This is a genomic window from Ralstonia sp. RRA (assembly GCF_037023145.1).
Lineage (GTDB): Bacteria > Pseudomonadota > Gammaproteobacteria > Burkholderiales > Burkholderiaceae > Ralstonia.
On the sequence record NZ_CP146094.1, the window covers coordinates 120572 to 134987 of the forward strand.

Below are 14416 nucleotides of genomic sequence, written 5' to 3' on the forward strand. Positions count from 1 at the left end.
TCCCTCGCGTTTTGTCCAGTACTTAGTTGAGCACGACCTGATGTGCCGCTTCCCGCTCGCGACGGTGCAGCGCATGTTCAGCGTCGACTGCAGTGGGTCCAAGAAATGAGCCGCCTTTTTCCGGGGAGTGCACGTCCCAGGCAATGAGACCATCCTTGTAACGGGCGATCGCGACTTCCAAGTCGAACCCGCCGAAGAACTTTAGCAAGGCCTCCGTTTGGCGCAGCGTGATAGTGGTTTGCGTGGACATCAACTTGATGACGTCGGCGCTCAAGTGCTCAAGGCGGGAGGTCTCGTGCAAACCCTCTTGCAACTTCATGACCCCTTCGACGCAGTTCTCCATGTTTTCGAGAGCCTGAGCTGGCTGCGACACGTTATCCTTGATGTTGCGCAACCACTGCAGGCCATTGGTGGCCACATCCGCCCACTCGTTGGCCAGAAAGCGCCAATCAATTGCAGGACTTTGGTCACAAGGTTGCGGCTTAAGGGCCGCGACTCGCTTTGCGATTCTCTTGCAAAGGTCGAAGTCTTCGCGCGACAAAGTGCGGCCGGCCTCTTCGTTAATGATCTGAAGCACTTCAGCATTTCCGCTTCGCCCGGGCTGGTGCGATTTAGCATCGCTCGCCACGGGCCACGGCTCATACATCCAGTGCGTTACGTTGCGTGCCAACCCGGTGCCCGGCTCCCCGTCGTCAGGGTTGCACTCGTAGAAATCGGACACCTTCATATGGTGAAACCGGACGCCGCCGTAGTCGTGATCTTGGGTAAAGCCAATCACTTTCGCCTTCTCGTCGTACGCGGGGAAGCGGTCGGTAACCGGGATCATGCGAAATTCTGGCGATCGTTCCACCACGTGCGCAGGTAAATGCACTACAAAACGCGGTGCGTCCGCCCCTGACGACTCCAGCTCAAGCTTGATCGCGTCCCTGTGCGGCATGCACACGAGGATTTCCTCCCCGGATTTGGCGTCGCCCTCATCGTCGGCCAGTTTTCCGATGGCGTCAGCGCACTCGCCGGCAGCTTCCAGGCTTACCCACCTCGTTCCAGAGAGCGCCTCGATTGCCCGCTTAGCTTCGCCAAGCGCGTGCTGGCGGATGTACCGTGCCGAAGGCGTGCGCCACAGTGCCGCCTTGGCAATTGACCGAAACGCCGCTTCTACCTGCTCAGGCGCAACCCCGCCCGTATCGTGGACCAGCCGTTCGACAGTCGCTACTTCCGGGACCATCATTAGAAGGGTATCCACTGCGTTTTCGTCAGCCCTCACCAGATCAGCGATGGGCTGGATGTACAGATGGGTTCCGACTGGCACCTTTGCAGCCTCAAAGCACGCCATGGTGAACCCGCTAGTTCCAGGCATGCCGCCGGCGATACCGACCATGCTTGCTTCGACGTGCCGACGGTAATCTTCAAGGTGATTTGGGCACAGCGCCTTGATGACAACGTCCGGGCCGAGGGCTTCGGCCGCCTTCAAGACAGCATCGTAGAGTTCGGCCTTAAGTTTCTCGGTGACAGTCAGCATGAGCGCTTCTCCATGGTTGTCGATTTGGCGACTTGTTCTGGTGCTTGTCCGTTGGAAGCGGCCATCGGTCCATTGATGGCCAGCTCAGGTGCTTGAACAACCGGCTTCAACAAGCTGATCGTCGTCGGAAGGACGTCGAGTACTGCCTCGGCGATCAAGGCAACTTCTTCCCGACCCGTCTTAGTCGAGCAGTCGCCGGGCGCGGAGAGCTTGTCGACAAGGGGATACTTCTCGTCGATGTCATCGCACGTGTACGAGAGACTGTGCTCGCTCAGTACACCGTGGATCAGGTCATACAGTGCTTTGCGTGTATCCGTAGGTGTTGGTTGCGCTTCCGAACACGGGCTGTATGCAATCACCTCATAGCCATTTGCCTTCCACTGTTCGGCGACATCCCTGTCCTCAGTGATGGGGACGCACACGGCCTTGTGGGTCGTTTTCCAGATCGAGGTCGACACAGAAGCCGCGGGACGATCAGCGCATTCAACGATTGGGGAATCGTTCTTGCCTTTCGTTTTCACCGCCTTGACGCCATTTGTCTCGACATCGCAAGGCCGCCACTGATGGCCGCAGTTATGGCAACGATGGGACCGGTGCGGAGGATTGGTCCAGCGCGGTACGCCAGCCATAGCCGTGCCGGGCTCGTCCGCCGCATCGATATGCTGGGTGTTGCACTTCGGACATAACAGCACCATGTCGATCGGTACCGTCACAGCCTCAGAACCCACGCGCGACAGCATCGCATGCACGACTTCGCTTGGCATCCAGACTGTGATGCCGTCGCTTTCATCCAGGTACGCTTCGAGTGCGGCCTTCAGTTTCTGATCGTCGGTTAGCATGCACGGCTCTCCTTTTGTCCGGAAGTGATAGCCGCTTCGATGGCGGCTTTGGCGCTGTCGTACCGGCATCGTGACAAGTAGGCATTGCCGCGATTGCTGGGAAGCATCTCCGGCTCCCATTCCCCCTGTTTGTTGAGGCACTCGTCCATGCGCTGCACCTTCCATTTGTCAGCGCCGCCGGCTTGCGGGCAACGCTGAATCAGGGTGGGGTTCGTCGGATCACTTCCTATGAGCACGTAACGATCGACCGTTACGCAGGCGGCCTCGACGGCGCCGACGAACTGATTTGCACTGAAAGCCCGCAGGGTCGGTGAGAACAACCAACAGTTCCAGCCATTCCCTTCGGAGATCGCGAACATCCGACGCGCTTCATGTTCGCTGTCGTAGTTGCATGCTCCTCGCTCGGCGTCATCGAACATCAAGAGCCAACGAGGATCTCGCTGATCGCCTGGCTGACAGTACACGCCAACACCAGTCCTAGCGGGCTCGGGTTGAGGCATGCCTTTTTGGTCCGCTAGCCAGTTCTCGACCAGTTGATTGAGTCGGTCCACCATGGCATCGTCATTGTCGGCACAGCAATGGTCGCAGTTGCTCGAGAACTTCCCACCCTCGAATGTCAGCTCCGTATGTCCGTCGATGCAGTGTTCGCAAGCACGTCCGTCCAACCCGTGGGAAGGCATGTCGGCGGCTGCGCGCTCGCGAACAAGCATTTCGAGGCAGGCCTCCCGATTCCTGCAGGCGTTGAAGGGGCTCTCAACGTCGGCAGCCTGCTGTGGCGTCACCGTACCGGGCAGGAACAATTCAGCGTGCCTGCGTCCGTCTCCTGCAGCCTGACCCATTGCAGCCGCAACTAGGTCACGTAAGACAGCGATCGCGTTGACCCCTCCTCCGAGAATCCCCGCGATGTTTGTTGGCGCACCCTCTACGCCGGCGAGAAGATCGCTAAGTTGATTGACGGTCAGGCCGCCGTATTTCGTTTCCATGAATCGGTCCCTTGTGTCGCGCCATGCCTTCGCCAGCACATACCTACGTGGACTCAATATACGGAGACGCATCGCAGGTTCTAGGGCCGGTGACTCAATGGGACGACGCCAATTTCGGTATTCGTACCCTTGCCGGGTTCGGGCTCCAATCGGGAATCGATCATTGGCGTCACACCAATCCGATGCTTCGGCTGCAGCCCCTTTGACTTTGATGGAGCCACCTCACGCGGGGCCGCTGCACTCCAAGTTGGAATCTTGGACTTTCTAGCAACGCCACCTATCTAGTTCCTTACGCCCCAGACCCAAGAAGTAACCGCCCTCATTGACCAACCATTTTACTTCCCATCACGAATTTATGAACACCAAGCACGAGGGGAATCTTGGTTTCTCGCGTAGACGATTCGTGCGCGACCGACTTAACGCCAGAGAGTGCGCGAAGGTCGGAAACGAGGCTACCTATCGGATCTACCGGCCCAGCAAACCCTGAGCTCGATGGCGTGCGTGGAATCAGGTCTAGTGCCCTTTGACACACAAATTGAGGCCCAAAAGCTCAAAAAAAAACGTCGCGCTTCTCAGCACGACGCGGGGGAATGATTCTCGACGACAGATGGGGATCGCCGTAGAACCTGCGGGTTGCACAAATCGAGGCCTATTCGCCCATCAGGTGAGAGGGTCCATGGACGAACGGGTCAATGGCTCCGACTTGCACAGGGCAGAGTATGCCACATTAGTTCTTGTCAGGAACTTGTTTTGTTTCATCTCAACCACACCACATTTCTTAAGCACCTGCGTGCGCTTTACATCTGCTCGTTGCAGGTGTTGTCTGCACGCTACTCCAGAGCGAGGATCGAGAGACCCGTGGGCAGCGCTATTGGGAATTGCGTTTGGGTTTTTGCCTCATCGGCGGCTTAGTGCGACCGCCTACGAGGGCCCGAACGGAACTCACTGGTGCCGCATGAGGAACGCAGCCCCTGATAGCCGCGACTACAGCTCGTGAATTCCCGCGTCAAAATTCGGAATGCTCGAAGGGCTTGGCCAGTGTTGGCCCCGAATCCGTAACGATCAGTTCTCTACCGGACTTCGGATTTGGAGAAGGTTTGTCCAAGCCCCTTCGAATCCGGGGACCGGTGACCGAACAACTGCGCCGCTAGGTGCGAACGCGTTATTGGTCACATCGGGCCTGAAGTGAACTTAGCGCCACATGACCCACGTTAGGCGACTGCTTACCGGGATGCGGCGCAATCCCAGTACAGCACGATCACGTAAGTGCCTCACGAACCACTTTTAGCAGCAAAAGCAGCGCTTCCCGCTAAACTAAAGCGTCACCTTTTAGTTTTGCTGTACAGCAAAACTAGCGATTTTTGCTAAACTAACGCCATCCTAGGTACTTTTGCTGTACAGCAAAACTAACGAATCCGTCTTCACATGATCGAAGATCCTCAATCCGCAGCAGAGAGCACTCGTCTCGCACACCAGTACGAGATGGGTGACCTCCTTTGCATCGCATTGACCGAAAGGACCAACGGCAGGATCGTCAGTCGCGCAGACGAAGTGGAGACGGGCCAAGGCATCCGGCTCGATCTTCTTCTAAGGCTGGAGGCGGCCGGCGAAACTCTCAATATTGCGGTCGAAACGCTCCGCCACGCCTACCCACGCGACATCCAAGGCGCGGTGTGGCGGCTCGAAGAATACAAGCTGGCTGCTGGTCCCGATATGGAAATCATTCCCATGGTGGCAGCCGAGGCGCTTAGTCCAGGCGCCCGCGAGCAACTTCGGAATCGAGGGATTGCCTACTTTGAGCGAAATGGCAATCTGCACCTGCGCCGGCACCACTGGTGGCTCGACATAGAGCGTCCGCCGCTCACTGTTGCAAAGAGAGAGGCAACTACACTCTTCACGGATGCGAGGGAGATGGTCGTCCACGCTTTGCTCATGCATCGTGGCGAATGGCTCACGGGCAGCGAACTCGCTCGGGTTTCCCAAGCGTCTCAGTACACGTGCTCATTGGTTTTGCAGGGCCTCGAACGTCGTGAGTGGTGCGAGTCGAGCGGAGCCGGCCGCACCCTCCGCCGCATGCTCACGCAACCGCGACGACTGCTCGATGCATGGGCGGAGCAATGGACAAAGCGCAAGGAGCAGCGGCACCGCTACTACGTGTTCACCCAGAACCCAAAAAACCTGATCTTTGAGCTATCTGCGCAGGCCGACAAGTCGGGGACCAACTTCCCATGGGCGTTCACTGGTACCGCAGCGGCCAATGATTTCGCACCGCTTCTTACCAGCGTCGATACCGCTGAAATCATCGTGCCGCCCAATCGCGTTCAAGAGCTAGCTGACGCCTTGAGGCTGAAGCCCGTCAGCAAGGGACACAACGTCACCCTGATAGAGCGCACCGGCGCGAGCCTCATGTTCAGCGAAGTCCATCCGCTGTATGAGGCCCACTCAGCGAGTCCGTTCATCCTCTATTTGGATCTGCTCGACGGCCGAGGTCGCAACAAAGAACTGGCCGCACACCTACTAGAGAAACTGGGGATCTAATCCATGTCTGCAATCAAACCGACAAGTGCCGCCGGCTATCAACCCGAGGTGACCATTGCCTGCGAACGCGCATTGCTCACGCTTATGGGGGCATTCGGCAGCCTCAAAAAATCACTGCGACTTGTTGGTGGCCTGGTGCCCCGCTACCTCACTCCTGCTGCGCCGCCGGATGTGCCAGCTCACGCCGGTACGTCCGACGTCGATGTAGTCCTCAACATTCGGGTGCTCGCTGACGGTGAGGGCTACGCATCGTTAGCCGATCAGTTGAAGAAGCGAGGCTTCGAGCGGCACGTGAATGCCGAAGGCAAGTCCACTGCGTGGCGTTGGAAGCGGAAAGTGGACGAACACCTGCACGTGGTGATCGAATTCCTACAAGATGCCGGGGAAGCGAATCCTGGTAGGCCTGTAAGCATCGACGGCGAGCGCGTTTCGGCATTGACCGTCCAGTACGTCGGGATCGTTCACGACTGGTACCAGGAACGTGTAGTCACCGCCGAGCTACTTGACGGCGCTGGGACGTCGACTGAAACGGTGCGGTTCGCAGACGTTCCGGCCTTCATCATTCTGAAGGCGCTGGCACTGGACGATCGCCACGAGAACAAGGATGCGGCGGACCTTATCCACGTTCTGCGTTACGCCGGCACGCCAGAAGAGGTAGCCAAGATGTTCGTGGACCGGGAGCAGTCCGGGCTCCACCCTGGTGCGATCCAAGCTGGCCTAGAAGCCCTGCGCCTTCGCTTTTGTGATGATGAGCACGGCGAGGGTTACCTTAAGTTGGGGCCGATTTCGTTCGCGCACTTCTACGGCGATAGCGGAGATGACGATGATCTCGTCCGTGAACAGCGCTTTGCTTCAGGCCTCGTCCAAGCGTTGCTTGACAGCATCCAGGCCACCCGCAGAAGCGTTGTTTCAGCCGATTAGTCGGTCCGACTGGCCTTCCTCAAGCGGCCATGCGTTAGACGGATGAAGGACTCGCAATCCCTCAACCGTCAAGGACTGCTCTGGAGTGAACAGCATCATTGCAAGAGCCAACATTGCTTTGACTGCCTCCTCCGGATCACTGGGCAGGACAAAGCCGTGCGCTTCAGCCAGCTTCTGCGCCTCGCCCCGAGCGGATGCCGCCGATTCCGGAAAGGCCGGATCGCTCCAGTGGCGCTTTCCACTGAGAAGGTAAGGCAGAACGTGACCCAAGGTCCTTAGTGCATCGCTCGTCTGCTCATCCTCCCTGGCCAGGACGGAAGCGCCAGACTCGAGCACGTAGCGCATCTCTTCCACGAAATCGTGACGTGTGCGCTCCAGCATCGCTATCCGTGCCGCCAGCCCATCTATCACCTGGTCTTGTTCCCGCAGTTGGGAGGTCAGCTTGTCAGTTTCAAGCCGATGGCGCCGTGAGCTTACAAACATGAAGCAGATCTCCTTGTCACTCCGAATCCCCTTTTTCAGTTCGGTTTGCGTGGTCACGAAGGCCGATGCAATAAAGGCTAACGCTCGACAGCGTTTTGCTGGGCTTTTGAGGACTTGGACGTGCCCCGCGGCAATTCCAAGGCCCAGGATAGGAGAGGCTATGCCCTCTATTCCGAGCTGCTTTAGGCCCAGCCGATACGGCTAGGCCAATTACAGTCTGACCCAGACATTTGGAGACCAGTACGCGCCAGGCAACTCCGAACCGTCTTCAATCATCACACCGTGCCCATCTCGCACCTCGACCACTCGCCCGCCAACGAACCGGCACACCAACTCGAGTTGCGAGAATTCAAACTCACTGCCGAGATGAATCCAGCCGTTCAGTTCCGGATTCCAGAAACGCCCGCGATCGTCGATGCGGACGAAGCGTCCAGTAGCGTCAATCTCCCCGTCGACGCAGCATGAGTACTCTTCGTCGTCTGGCATATCCTTTGACTGGAAGGACCAGCCCGTACGGGCTGCCACGGGAAACAGATCGCAGTCTTGCGCGATCTTGATAGTCGAAAAATCGCTCATACCTGCGTCACCTTCAATTTGTCGATGGAGCCGCTTCGGCTCGCCAGGCTCACTGCCTGAGTTCTGGCGTACGGCTATGAGGATTAGCCACTCTTATGCTCTTTCAGAACGGCATCGAATGCCGCCGTACCGGAAGTGCGCGTGCAACCGAGCACGGAGCGATGATTTCCAAGGGGGGGGCATGAACCGGCTTGGGAGTACGAAACATAGCCCCCTTGATGGCCGACATTCACCGCCTGCAGAAACTCTATCTCGGTCACTTGCAGCGCCATAAATTCGGCGCGCGTGGACTGGCTCAATTCCGCCGGCGGGAGGCACATTCGACTGACCATAATTTCTGTCATACCGGGCTTCCGGCCCTTACGCGGGGCGCCACGCGCCAATCGTTGATAGAGTTCAGCGAATGCCCTCTACGTAGTGAGCCTCTAAGTGCTCGGGTGTGTCGCGCCAATAGCCGATGCGCCTGACAGCCTTACATACTTGCCGGCAACGCGATCTGCGGCACTTCAATCAGGAGGTCACCGTTTCGCACGGTTTCTAACCCACGCACATTGGCCGGACGAACTTCCATCTGGCCAGGAGAAAGAACTGATTCGCGCGCCTTACCGAGCTTGTCGCAGATTTGATCGACGCGGATGTTAAGGCGCCCAGCCGAATCGCGCGACGTGCTGGACAGATAGCTCATACACACTGAGCCGTCAGACTTCTGCAGAGTAGGTAGGTTGACAACAACGTCACTGACTCTGACTTGGCGCAGGTAGAGAAGCTGCTCAGGTACATCAGCGAACGCCGCGCTCGCAACGAACATCGTGGCCAGCGCCGGGGCAATATATCTCTTCATTTTATTCTCGATTTCCATTCGGCAAGCCGGCCGATTCGGGGCGCTCACGCGCCAGGTAGTCATGTCACCTCTCGGATCTCGCGCCCGACCTGCAAGCGCCGATCATCAGCTTTTGGTCGAAAGGTGGTGACGATCATGGATCGTAAGACCGCCGATCATCGGCAGATGGCGATCACCGATGCAGGCACTATCTCACCACGGTTCCTGCCCGCTTCATATGGGCAAAACGGACGTGCGCCAGCGCGATGTAAATCCGGCCGACGGTTCGGCCGATAAGAGTGTTTGCCCTGAAAGTGGCAAGCGACCAATGCTCGCGCTCCAGCCCATTTGTGTCGATCACCCTTTGACATTGCGCATAGGCGTAAAAGTGGCGCCCCTGTGCTGGCGCGGACGCTACCGCAAGAAGCAAAATGAGCACCACAGCGGCGCTAAACACCGAAATCAGCTCGCACGCGTTCATCCCATCCCCGAAAAATCTGCTCTGCAGCGCCGGTTTGGTACGATGGAACGTTCCTTCGAGGCCTGCCAAACAGAAATATAACTTCTCCTCAGGAAATAGCATCACCCCCCGAACGGGTAGCTCTACCCCACCTGCGCTGGTAGCGCCCCGCGGCATCGCTTGCTAGGGGGCGGGATGAACGCGAAGAGCGTCCTCGCGCTGGCTAGATCAAACGAATCGCTGCATGGAGCGACTGGCCTTCATCAATGCAGAAGACGCTCACGCTGCAACCATTCCATTCAGCCCGATCCTGGCCGCCTTTGGACACCGCTTTCGCACGTTCTTCACCAAGCACCAGTTCGGCAAACGTCAACATCTGGAAGTGCGTTGGTGACTCGAGCGGACTGATACCCGCTGGGCTGCGCATATGGGACGCACCCTCACCTACCAACGCCACATCGGTTGCACCGCTGGCTCGCCAGTCTTGTACTGCGGCATTCAGGCCTGCAGCAAACGCATCATTCAAAGTCATGGAACTGTCCCTCGCCCTTATCAAGCCAGTTCGACTGCGCCAAACACTTGCTCATAGAGCTTGACGTTGTAGCTCAGCCATCCTCGGGCCTCACTTTCGAGTAGAAGCCTCATGCGGTCGCCGAAAATGCGCCGGGTTCGACTCAGCGAGAACGAATATTCGAACCACTGTCCTTTCGCTGTACGGCACAATTGAGCCACCTCAATCGGACCCGGTTCGGTCGGGAGATCAACCCTGCGCCAGTCGACGAGTTCGGAGTCGCGTCCAATGATGCGCAGCCCTCCGACTATGGCGTCGAGATCATTCAATGCGCTCTCAATGGCTCTCAAGTTCCTGTCGCTTTCTACGCTCCGCAAGAATTTGCTTAAGCTGAACAGGGCCACTCCCGAGCCCAGTATTACCATCCATCCGGATAGCTTGAGCAACATCCCCAAAATGACACAGAGCGTCCCCAACGCGAATAGGCCGATAGCGGTAGTTTTCTTCATTTTCATTGTTTTGGAATCCTTTGGTAATGCCGGGCCGACCGGCGTGTCTCGTTGTTGGCAGCGAACACCGGAGTCTCCCGAATCGCGGTCAACAGGCGGCGCTAGGTGAGATCAACGGTAAGGCGGGAAAGCCCGATCTTCAGACACTCACCCAGCATCTCCAACACCCATGGCACATCGTCGTAGCATGGGCCGAAATTCGGCGTTATCGACCCGTCCGCCTCTTCTACAAATTCATGATTGAGGGCGTACAAGGTGCTGTGAGCCCCGCTGCGTGAGAACCCCCGGTACATGGTTTCGTACAACTCGACCAGGTCCGCAGCCTTTGCAGCCTCGTACGCGCCAAACGATCGCAGTTTCTCAGGCCTGGAATCGATCATGGTCTGAATTTCCTGCCGAACCTCGGGCGTCAGATGGGCAGTGATAGTTGGAATCGCCAACATGCCGTTGGCCTGCTTACCTTGCTCCAACTGATCCTGCTCGACCAAGCGCTGCACAAGCTCAGGCTTTCTCACCAACGCGACCGCATGAAAAAGACTTTCCACTGCGCTGCGCGCCAGCGTCAGCGCGTCAGGCACCATGCCCATTTCCGCAAGCAGGATGCCACCCTGGCAAGAACGTACGCATCGGATCCAGAAACCGGCAGCAAACAGGAAAGCAGCGGCCTTGCCGTCCAGACTTAACTGATTCAGCATGCCAACGGCCCTCTCGGACCACAACTCACATGCCCGGAACTGCGCCGCGAATTGACTCCGGGCGAGGCGCTTCTGCTCTTCTAGTTCCGAGGAGAGAAAACCCCTCTGCTGAATATCGCTCATGTTTTGGCGGCAGCAACTTCGCCCAGAAGAAACTTCACAAAGCTCGTCCGATCGTTAGCCAAGTCGACCGTCGTCAACTCGTCGGCAACCGCTTTGATCTTCAGCAGCTTATCGAGCGTTCCGGAAGAATTGTTGAGATCTTTGGCATCCTGAAGTAGTTGCAGCAGCTTCGCGAGTTCGTCGCGCCGGTCCTTTGTCCACATGATTGGTCCTAAAACGCTAATTCGAAAGTCGTTCGGTGCAGCATAACCGGATGCCCTGACATCTCAAGCCCACACACGCACACAAGCTCTTCGGGCAGACAGACGTTTGCTGTAGCCCCACTAAAGAAGGGGCACTGAAATCACGCTCGGGATTCAAGTCTGAAAAACTTGCAGCGACCACTCCATTGCAGGTCACAGCGAACCATCATGCGCTATCAAACGTTCGCAACAGTGCATCCCGAGCGTCAGTCACCTCCACCGCCTCCGCCACAGTCTCCTCCGCCACCACCATCATTGCCTCCGCCACCGCCGCAATCACCGCCACCGCTTGAACCGCCGCCGTCACCGGTGTCCCGCGGCGTGTAGCAGTCTGCAGGGGCTCGCCGGCTGTCGTCATCGCCACCGGGGGAGAACACCGACGAGATTGATGTGCCACCGTTGTCGCTCGGACTACTACAGTGGCGATCGCTCTCGTCCCGATGTCCGGGCTCGGCTTTCCAGAAAGCCCAAGGGCTGACCGTGGCTGCGAGCGGATTAAGTGGGCTGAAAGGGTTGAGAGGATTCAGCGGATTGATCCAATCCTCGTCACTCGATACTGAAGTTCGCTGATTCCTACTCGTTTCTGCGAGACTCCTGACGGCTGGCTCGCCCCTCAGGGGGCGCGACTGCGAATGAGACTGAACTTCTCTCGGGCTGTCCCGACTAGCGATAGCTGATTCAGCCAGCGTTGCGGAAAGGTCGAAGTACTGCCCATCCGGCCGCTGCATGCATCGGTTCAGTTCCTTTCTGAGAAACGTCAGGTGTTCGGTAAGCACCCGGTGAACCCGTCTTGAAGGGGACCCGCGTAGCAAGGAGCATCGTGTCCATCTAGTTCTAGGTGGACACGTGGACACTATCGAAGAGAGCGCGCCAATACGGCGCCGACGTCGGCATAGCGCCGAGTTCAAGGCCAAGGCAGTGCAGGAGTGCATGCAGCCGGGTGTTTCGATCGCGGCGATAGCCCTGCACCATCGCCTCAATGCGAATCTGCTGCGGCGCTGGGTCGCCGAGCAGGAAGCAAAGAATGGCGCGCCTGAGGACCGCGAGTTGATGAGGGTGCCGCAAGGCGAGTTCATCCCGTTGCGGATCGGCGAGCCGACCACTGCCGTGCCGGACATCCAGATCGAAGTCCGCCGTGGCGCGACGACGATCAGTCTTCGCTGGCCGGGATCGGCCGCAGCGCAGTGCGCCCAGTGGCTGCAAGGGTGGTTGCGTTGATTCGGGTGGACGCGATCTGGTTGGCCGTGGAGCCGCTGGACATGCGCGCCGGTACCGAAACGATCCTCGCGCGGGTCGTCAAGGTGTTCGGCGCGGCACGCCCCCACCACGCCTACCTGTTTGCCAATAAGAGTTCGACGCGCATGAAGGTGCTGGTCTACGACGGCTTCGGCATCTGGCTGGCCGCGCGGCGCCTCAACAAGGGGCGCTTCATCTGGACGAACGGCGACCAGGCGATCGCCACGGCGCTCAATCCCGAGCAATTGCGTGCGCTGGTGACGGGGCTGCCTTGGCAGACGCTCACCCACGACCACGCGATCACGGTCGTGTAATACCCCCAAAGCCGTAAACTGGCTTCCTTCCAGAGGACTTGGGGTTCTGGCAGACTCGCCGCATGAACCTACCCACCAACCTCGATGCCCTGAGCCCGGACGAACTGCGCACACTGGCTGCGCAGTTGATGGCCCAGGTCGGCGAGAAGGACCGGGAGTTGCGGTACCGGCAAGCCAAGATCGACCAGCTCACACACGAGCTGGCCATCCACAAGCGCTGGAAGTTCGGCAAGCGCAGCGAGCAACTGACATCTGAACAGGCGAGTCTGCTGGACGAAGCCATTGACGCAGACCTCGAGGCGATTGAGACCGAACTGGAAGCGCTCCTGCCGTCGTCCAAATCTGAAGCCAAGAGCAAGCCCAAGCGCCAGGCATTGCCGCCGCAGTTGCCGCGCACCGACATCCACCACGAGCCGGACGCAGAGACCTGCACCTGTGGGTGTGCGCTCAAGCGCATTGGCGAAGACATCAGCGAGAAGCTGGACTACACGCCGGGCACGTTCACCGTGGAGCGTCACATCCGCGGCAAATGGGTGTGCGATCAGTGTGAGACGCTGGTGCAGACGCCGGTGCCACCCCACGTCATCGACAAAGGCATCCCGACGGCCGGACTGCTGGCACATACGCTGGTGTCCAAGTTCGGCGACCACCTTCCCCTGTATCGGCAGGAGCGCATCTATGCGCGCGCCGGTCTGGCCATCCCGCAATCGACACTGGGCGCGTGGGTGGGCATCTGTGGCGTGCGTCTGCAACCGCTGGTGGACGCCCTGCAAGAAGAGGTTCTGAGCCACGGTGTTCTGCACGCCGACGAAACGCCAGTGCAGATGCTCGCGCCCGGCAATGGCAAGACGCACCGCGCCTACCTGTGGGCCTATGCGCCGAGCGAGTTCGAGAAGATGCGCGCGGTGATTTACCAGTTTGCGCCCAGCCGCAGCGGCGAGCACGCTCGCGCGTTCCTGGGGCAGTGGCAAGGCAAGCTGGTATGTGATGACTTCGCCGGCTACAAGGCCAGCTTCGACGGTGGCGTCACTGAGATCGGTTGCATGGCCCATTCGCGGCGCAAGTTCTTTGAACTGCACGACAAGCACAAGAGCGAATTGGCGGGCCAGGCACTGCGCTACATGGTGAGCTTGTACGAGATCGAGGCGCAAGTGCGGGATGCTGAGCCAGACCAGCGCCTGGCAGCGCGGCAACAAAGGGCTGGCCCGATTCTAGAGCGGCTGCACGCCTGGCTCGAGGAACAGCGACGCCGCGTCCCAGACGGCTCGGCGATCGCGCGGGCCATTGACTACAGCCTCAAGCGGTGGCCGGCTCTCGTGCGTTACCTCGACGACCCGACGGTGCCCATCGACAACAACCACGTCGAGCGACAGATCCGGCCGGTTGCCCTGGGTCGCTCCAATTGGTTGTTTGCAGGCTCACTGCGCGCCGGTCAACGCGCGGCTGCCGTCATGAGCCTGATCCAATCGGCCAAGCTCAACGGGCACGATCCCTACGCCTATCTGAAAGACGTCCTCACGCGACTGCCGACCCACAAGGCGGCCGACATCGCCGAACTGCTCCCGCATCGCTGGACGCCCAGCGCCACCTAGCTGGCAAGACGGGTTCACCGGGTGCTTACGGTGTTCGCGCTGTGCTGGCGTCAGA

General features: G+C 58.9%; 17 protein-coding genes. 6 read left to right on the forward strand and 11 right to left on the reverse strand.

Annotated features, from left to right (window positions below; genetic code table 11):
- Positions 1–22 precede the first annotated feature (22 nt).
- From V6657_RS29755 to V6657_RS29765, 3 genes are read right to left on the reverse strand one after another with little or no spacing between them, the layout of a single operon-like run.
- Entirely contained in the window at positions 23–1519 is a 1497-nt protein-coding gene (locus V6657_RS29755; protein ID WP_024979518.1) for a hypothetical protein, read from the reverse strand.
- Positions 1513–2358 (reverse strand): hypothetical protein, encoded by an 846-nt coding sequence (locus V6657_RS29760; RefSeq protein WP_024979517.1) that lies wholly within the window; start codon positions 2356–2358, stop codon positions 1513–1515. Before V6657_RS29760 ends, V6657_RS29755 begins: the two co-directional genes overlap by 7 nt.
- The gene (locus V6657_RS29765) at positions 2352–3341 is read right to left on the reverse strand and encodes a hypothetical protein (RefSeq protein WP_024979516.1); all 990 of its coding nucleotides are present in this window, start codon (positions 3339–3341) and stop codon (positions 2352–2354) included. The genes V6657_RS29760 and V6657_RS29765 overlap by 7 nt, the downstream gene beginning before the upstream one ends.
- Positions 3342–4766: 1425 nt before the next feature.
- Here V6657_RS29765 and V6657_RS29770 point away from each other — a divergent pair.
- Both V6657_RS29770 and V6657_RS29775 read left to right on the forward strand, forming a co-directional pair.
- Positions 4767–5879, forward strand: a complete 1113-nt coding sequence (locus V6657_RS29770; RefSeq protein WP_338756003.1) for a type IV toxin-antitoxin system AbiEi family antitoxin — start codon at positions 4767–4769, stop codon at positions 5877–5879.
- 3 nt (positions 5880–5882) lie between these two features.
- Positions 5883–6800, forward strand: coding sequence for a hypothetical protein (locus V6657_RS29775; protein WP_024979514.1), 918 nt, complete (start codon positions 5883–5885; stop codon positions 6798–6800).
- On the opposite strand, the gene V6657_RS29780 is transcribed toward V6657_RS29775, so the two are convergent.
- The 3 genes from V6657_RS29780 to V6657_RS29790 form a co-directional block, all read right to left on the reverse strand.
- Positions 6789–7340, reverse strand: a complete 552-nt coding sequence (locus tag V6657_RS29780; protein WP_231973512.1) for a hypothetical protein — start codon at positions 7338–7340, stop codon at positions 6789–6791. The two genes, V6657_RS29775 and V6657_RS29780, sit on opposite strands and share 12 nt — an antisense overlap.
- A 153-nt stretch (positions 7341–7493) precedes the next feature.
- Complete coding sequence (locus V6657_RS29785) at positions 7494–7859, reverse strand: hypothetical protein (RefSeq protein WP_024979512.1); 366 nt, start codon at positions 7857–7859, stop codon at positions 7494–7496.
- 472 nt (positions 7860–8331) lie between these two features.
- Complete coding sequence (locus V6657_RS29790) at positions 8332–8763, reverse strand: hypothetical protein (protein ID WP_248694814.1); 432 nt, start codon at positions 8761–8763, stop codon at positions 8332–8334.
- Positions 8764–8878: 115 nt separating this feature from the next.
- On the opposite strand from V6657_RS29790, the gene V6657_RS29795 reads away from it, so the two are divergent.
- On the forward strand, positions 8879–9241 hold the full coding sequence (locus tag V6657_RS29795) for a hypothetical protein (RefSeq protein WP_156669044.1): 363 nt from the start codon (positions 8879–8881) through the stop codon (positions 9239–9241).
- Positions 9242–9362: 121 nt separating this feature from the next.
- Here V6657_RS29795 and V6657_RS29800 read toward each other — a convergent pair whose 3' ends face one another.
- From V6657_RS29800 to V6657_RS29820, 5 genes are all read right to left on the reverse strand, one after another.
- A complete protein-coding gene (locus V6657_RS29800; protein WP_037032542.1) occupies positions 9363–9671 on the reverse strand; it encodes a hypothetical protein in 309 nt (102 codons plus the stop codon).
- Between the two features lie 20 nt (positions 9672–9691).
- On the reverse strand, positions 9692–10165 hold the full coding sequence (locus V6657_RS29805; RefSeq protein WP_024979509.1) for a hypothetical protein: 474 nt from the start codon (positions 10163–10165) through the stop codon (positions 9692–9694).
- A gap of 95 nt (positions 10166–10260) precedes the next feature.
- Positions 10261–10977, reverse strand: coding sequence for a DUF5677 domain-containing protein (locus V6657_RS29810; protein WP_024979508.1), 717 nt, complete (start codon positions 10975–10977; stop codon positions 10261–10263).
- Positions 10974–11180, reverse strand: coding sequence for a hypothetical protein (locus V6657_RS29815; protein ID WP_024979507.1), 207 nt, complete (start codon positions 11178–11180; stop codon positions 10974–10976). The genes V6657_RS29810 and V6657_RS29815 overlap by 4 nt, the downstream gene beginning before the upstream one ends.
- A gap of 205 nt (positions 11181–11385) precedes the next feature.
- Positions 11386–11577 (reverse strand): hypothetical protein, encoded by a 192-nt coding sequence (locus V6657_RS29820; RefSeq protein ID WP_024979506.1) that lies wholly within the window; start codon positions 11575–11577, stop codon positions 11386–11388.
- Between the two features lie 572 nt (positions 11578–12149).
- Here V6657_RS29820 and V6657_RS29825 point away from each other — a divergent pair.
- The 3 genes from V6657_RS29825 (at position 12150) to V6657_RS29835 (ending at position 14361) form a co-directional block, all read left to right on the forward strand.
- Positions 12150–12437: a hypothetical protein gene (locus tag V6657_RS29825; RefSeq protein WP_012435592.1), complete on the forward strand. Its 288-nt coding sequence runs from the start codon at positions 12150–12152 to the stop codon at positions 12435–12437.
- Positions 12438–12478: 41 nt separating this feature from the next.
- Complete coding sequence (gene tnpB / locus V6657_RS29830) at positions 12479–12769, forward strand: IS66 family insertion sequence element accessory protein TnpB (RefSeq protein WP_004633551.1); 291 nt, start codon at positions 12479–12481, stop codon at positions 12767–12769.
- A gap of 62 nt (positions 12770–12831) precedes the next feature.
- On the forward strand, positions 12832–14361 hold the full coding sequence (locus V6657_RS29835; protein WP_009238807.1) for an IS66 family transposase: 1530 nt from the start codon (positions 12832–12834) through the stop codon (positions 14359–14361).
- The last annotated feature ends 55 nt before the right edge of the window (positions 14362–14416 follow it).

What these genes read in the sequence shown, in the direction of transcription:
- V6657_RS29755 (WP_024979518.1), bottom strand. Translation starts at nt 1,519, where the DNA reads ATGCTGACTGTCACCGAGAAACTTAAGGCCGAACTCTACGATGCTGTC.
- V6657_RS29760 (WP_024979517.1), bottom strand. Translation starts at nt 2,358, where the DNA reads ATGCTAACCGACGATCAGAAACTGAAGGCCGCACTCGAAGCGTACCTG.
- V6657_RS29765 (WP_024979516.1), bottom strand. Translation starts at nt 3,341, where the DNA reads ATGGAAACGAAATACGGCGGCCTGACCGTCAATCAACTTAGCGATCTT.
- V6657_RS29770 (WP_338756003.1), top strand. Translation starts at nt 4,767, where the DNA reads ATGATCGAAGATCCTCAATCCGCAGCAGAGAGCACTCGTCTCGCACAC.
- V6657_RS29775 (WP_024979514.1), top strand. Translation starts at nt 5,883, where the DNA reads ATGTCTGCAATCAAACCGACAAGTGCCGCCGGCTATCAACCCGAGGTG.
- V6657_RS29785 (WP_024979512.1), bottom strand. Translation starts at nt 7,859, where the DNA reads ATGAGCGATTTTTCGACTATCAAGATCGCGCAAGACTGCGATCTGTTT.
- V6657_RS29790 (WP_248694814.1), bottom strand. Translation starts at nt 8,763, where the DNA reads ATGACTACCTGGCGCGTGAGCGCCCCGAATCGGCCGGCTTGCCGAATG.
- V6657_RS29795 (WP_156669044.1), top strand. Translation starts at nt 8,879, where the DNA reads ATGCAGGCACTATCTCACCACGGTTCCTGCCCGCTTCATATGGGCAAA.
- V6657_RS29800 (WP_037032542.1), bottom strand. Translation starts at nt 9,671, where the DNA reads ATGACTTTGAATGATGCGTTTGCTGCAGGCCTGAATGCCGCAGTACAA.
- V6657_RS29805 (WP_024979509.1), bottom strand. Translation starts at nt 10,165, where the DNA reads ATGAAAATGAAGAAAACTACCGCTATCGGCCTATTCGCGTTGGGGACG.
- V6657_RS29810 (WP_024979508.1), bottom strand. Translation starts at nt 10,977, where the DNA reads ATGAGCGATATTCAGCAGAGGGGTTTTCTCTCCTCGGAACTAGAAGAG.
- V6657_RS29815 (WP_024979507.1), bottom strand. Translation starts at nt 11,180, where the DNA reads ATGTGGACAAAGGACCGGCGCGACGAACTCGCGAAGCTGCTGCAACTA.
- V6657_RS29820 (WP_024979506.1), bottom strand. Translation starts at nt 11,577, where the DNA reads ATGACGACAGCCGGCGAGCCCCTGCAGACTGCTACACGCCGCGGGACA.
- V6657_RS29825 (WP_012435592.1), top strand. Translation starts at nt 12,150, where the DNA reads ATGCAGCCGGGTGTTTCGATCGCGGCGATAGCCCTGCACCATCGCCTC.
- tnpB (WP_004633551.1), top strand. Translation starts at nt 12,479, where the DNA reads ATGCGCGCCGGTACCGAAACGATCCTCGCGCGGGTCGTCAAGGTGTTC.
- V6657_RS29835 (WP_009238807.1), top strand. Translation starts at nt 12,832, where the DNA reads ATGAACCTACCCACCAACCTCGATGCCCTGAGCCCGGACGAACTGCGC.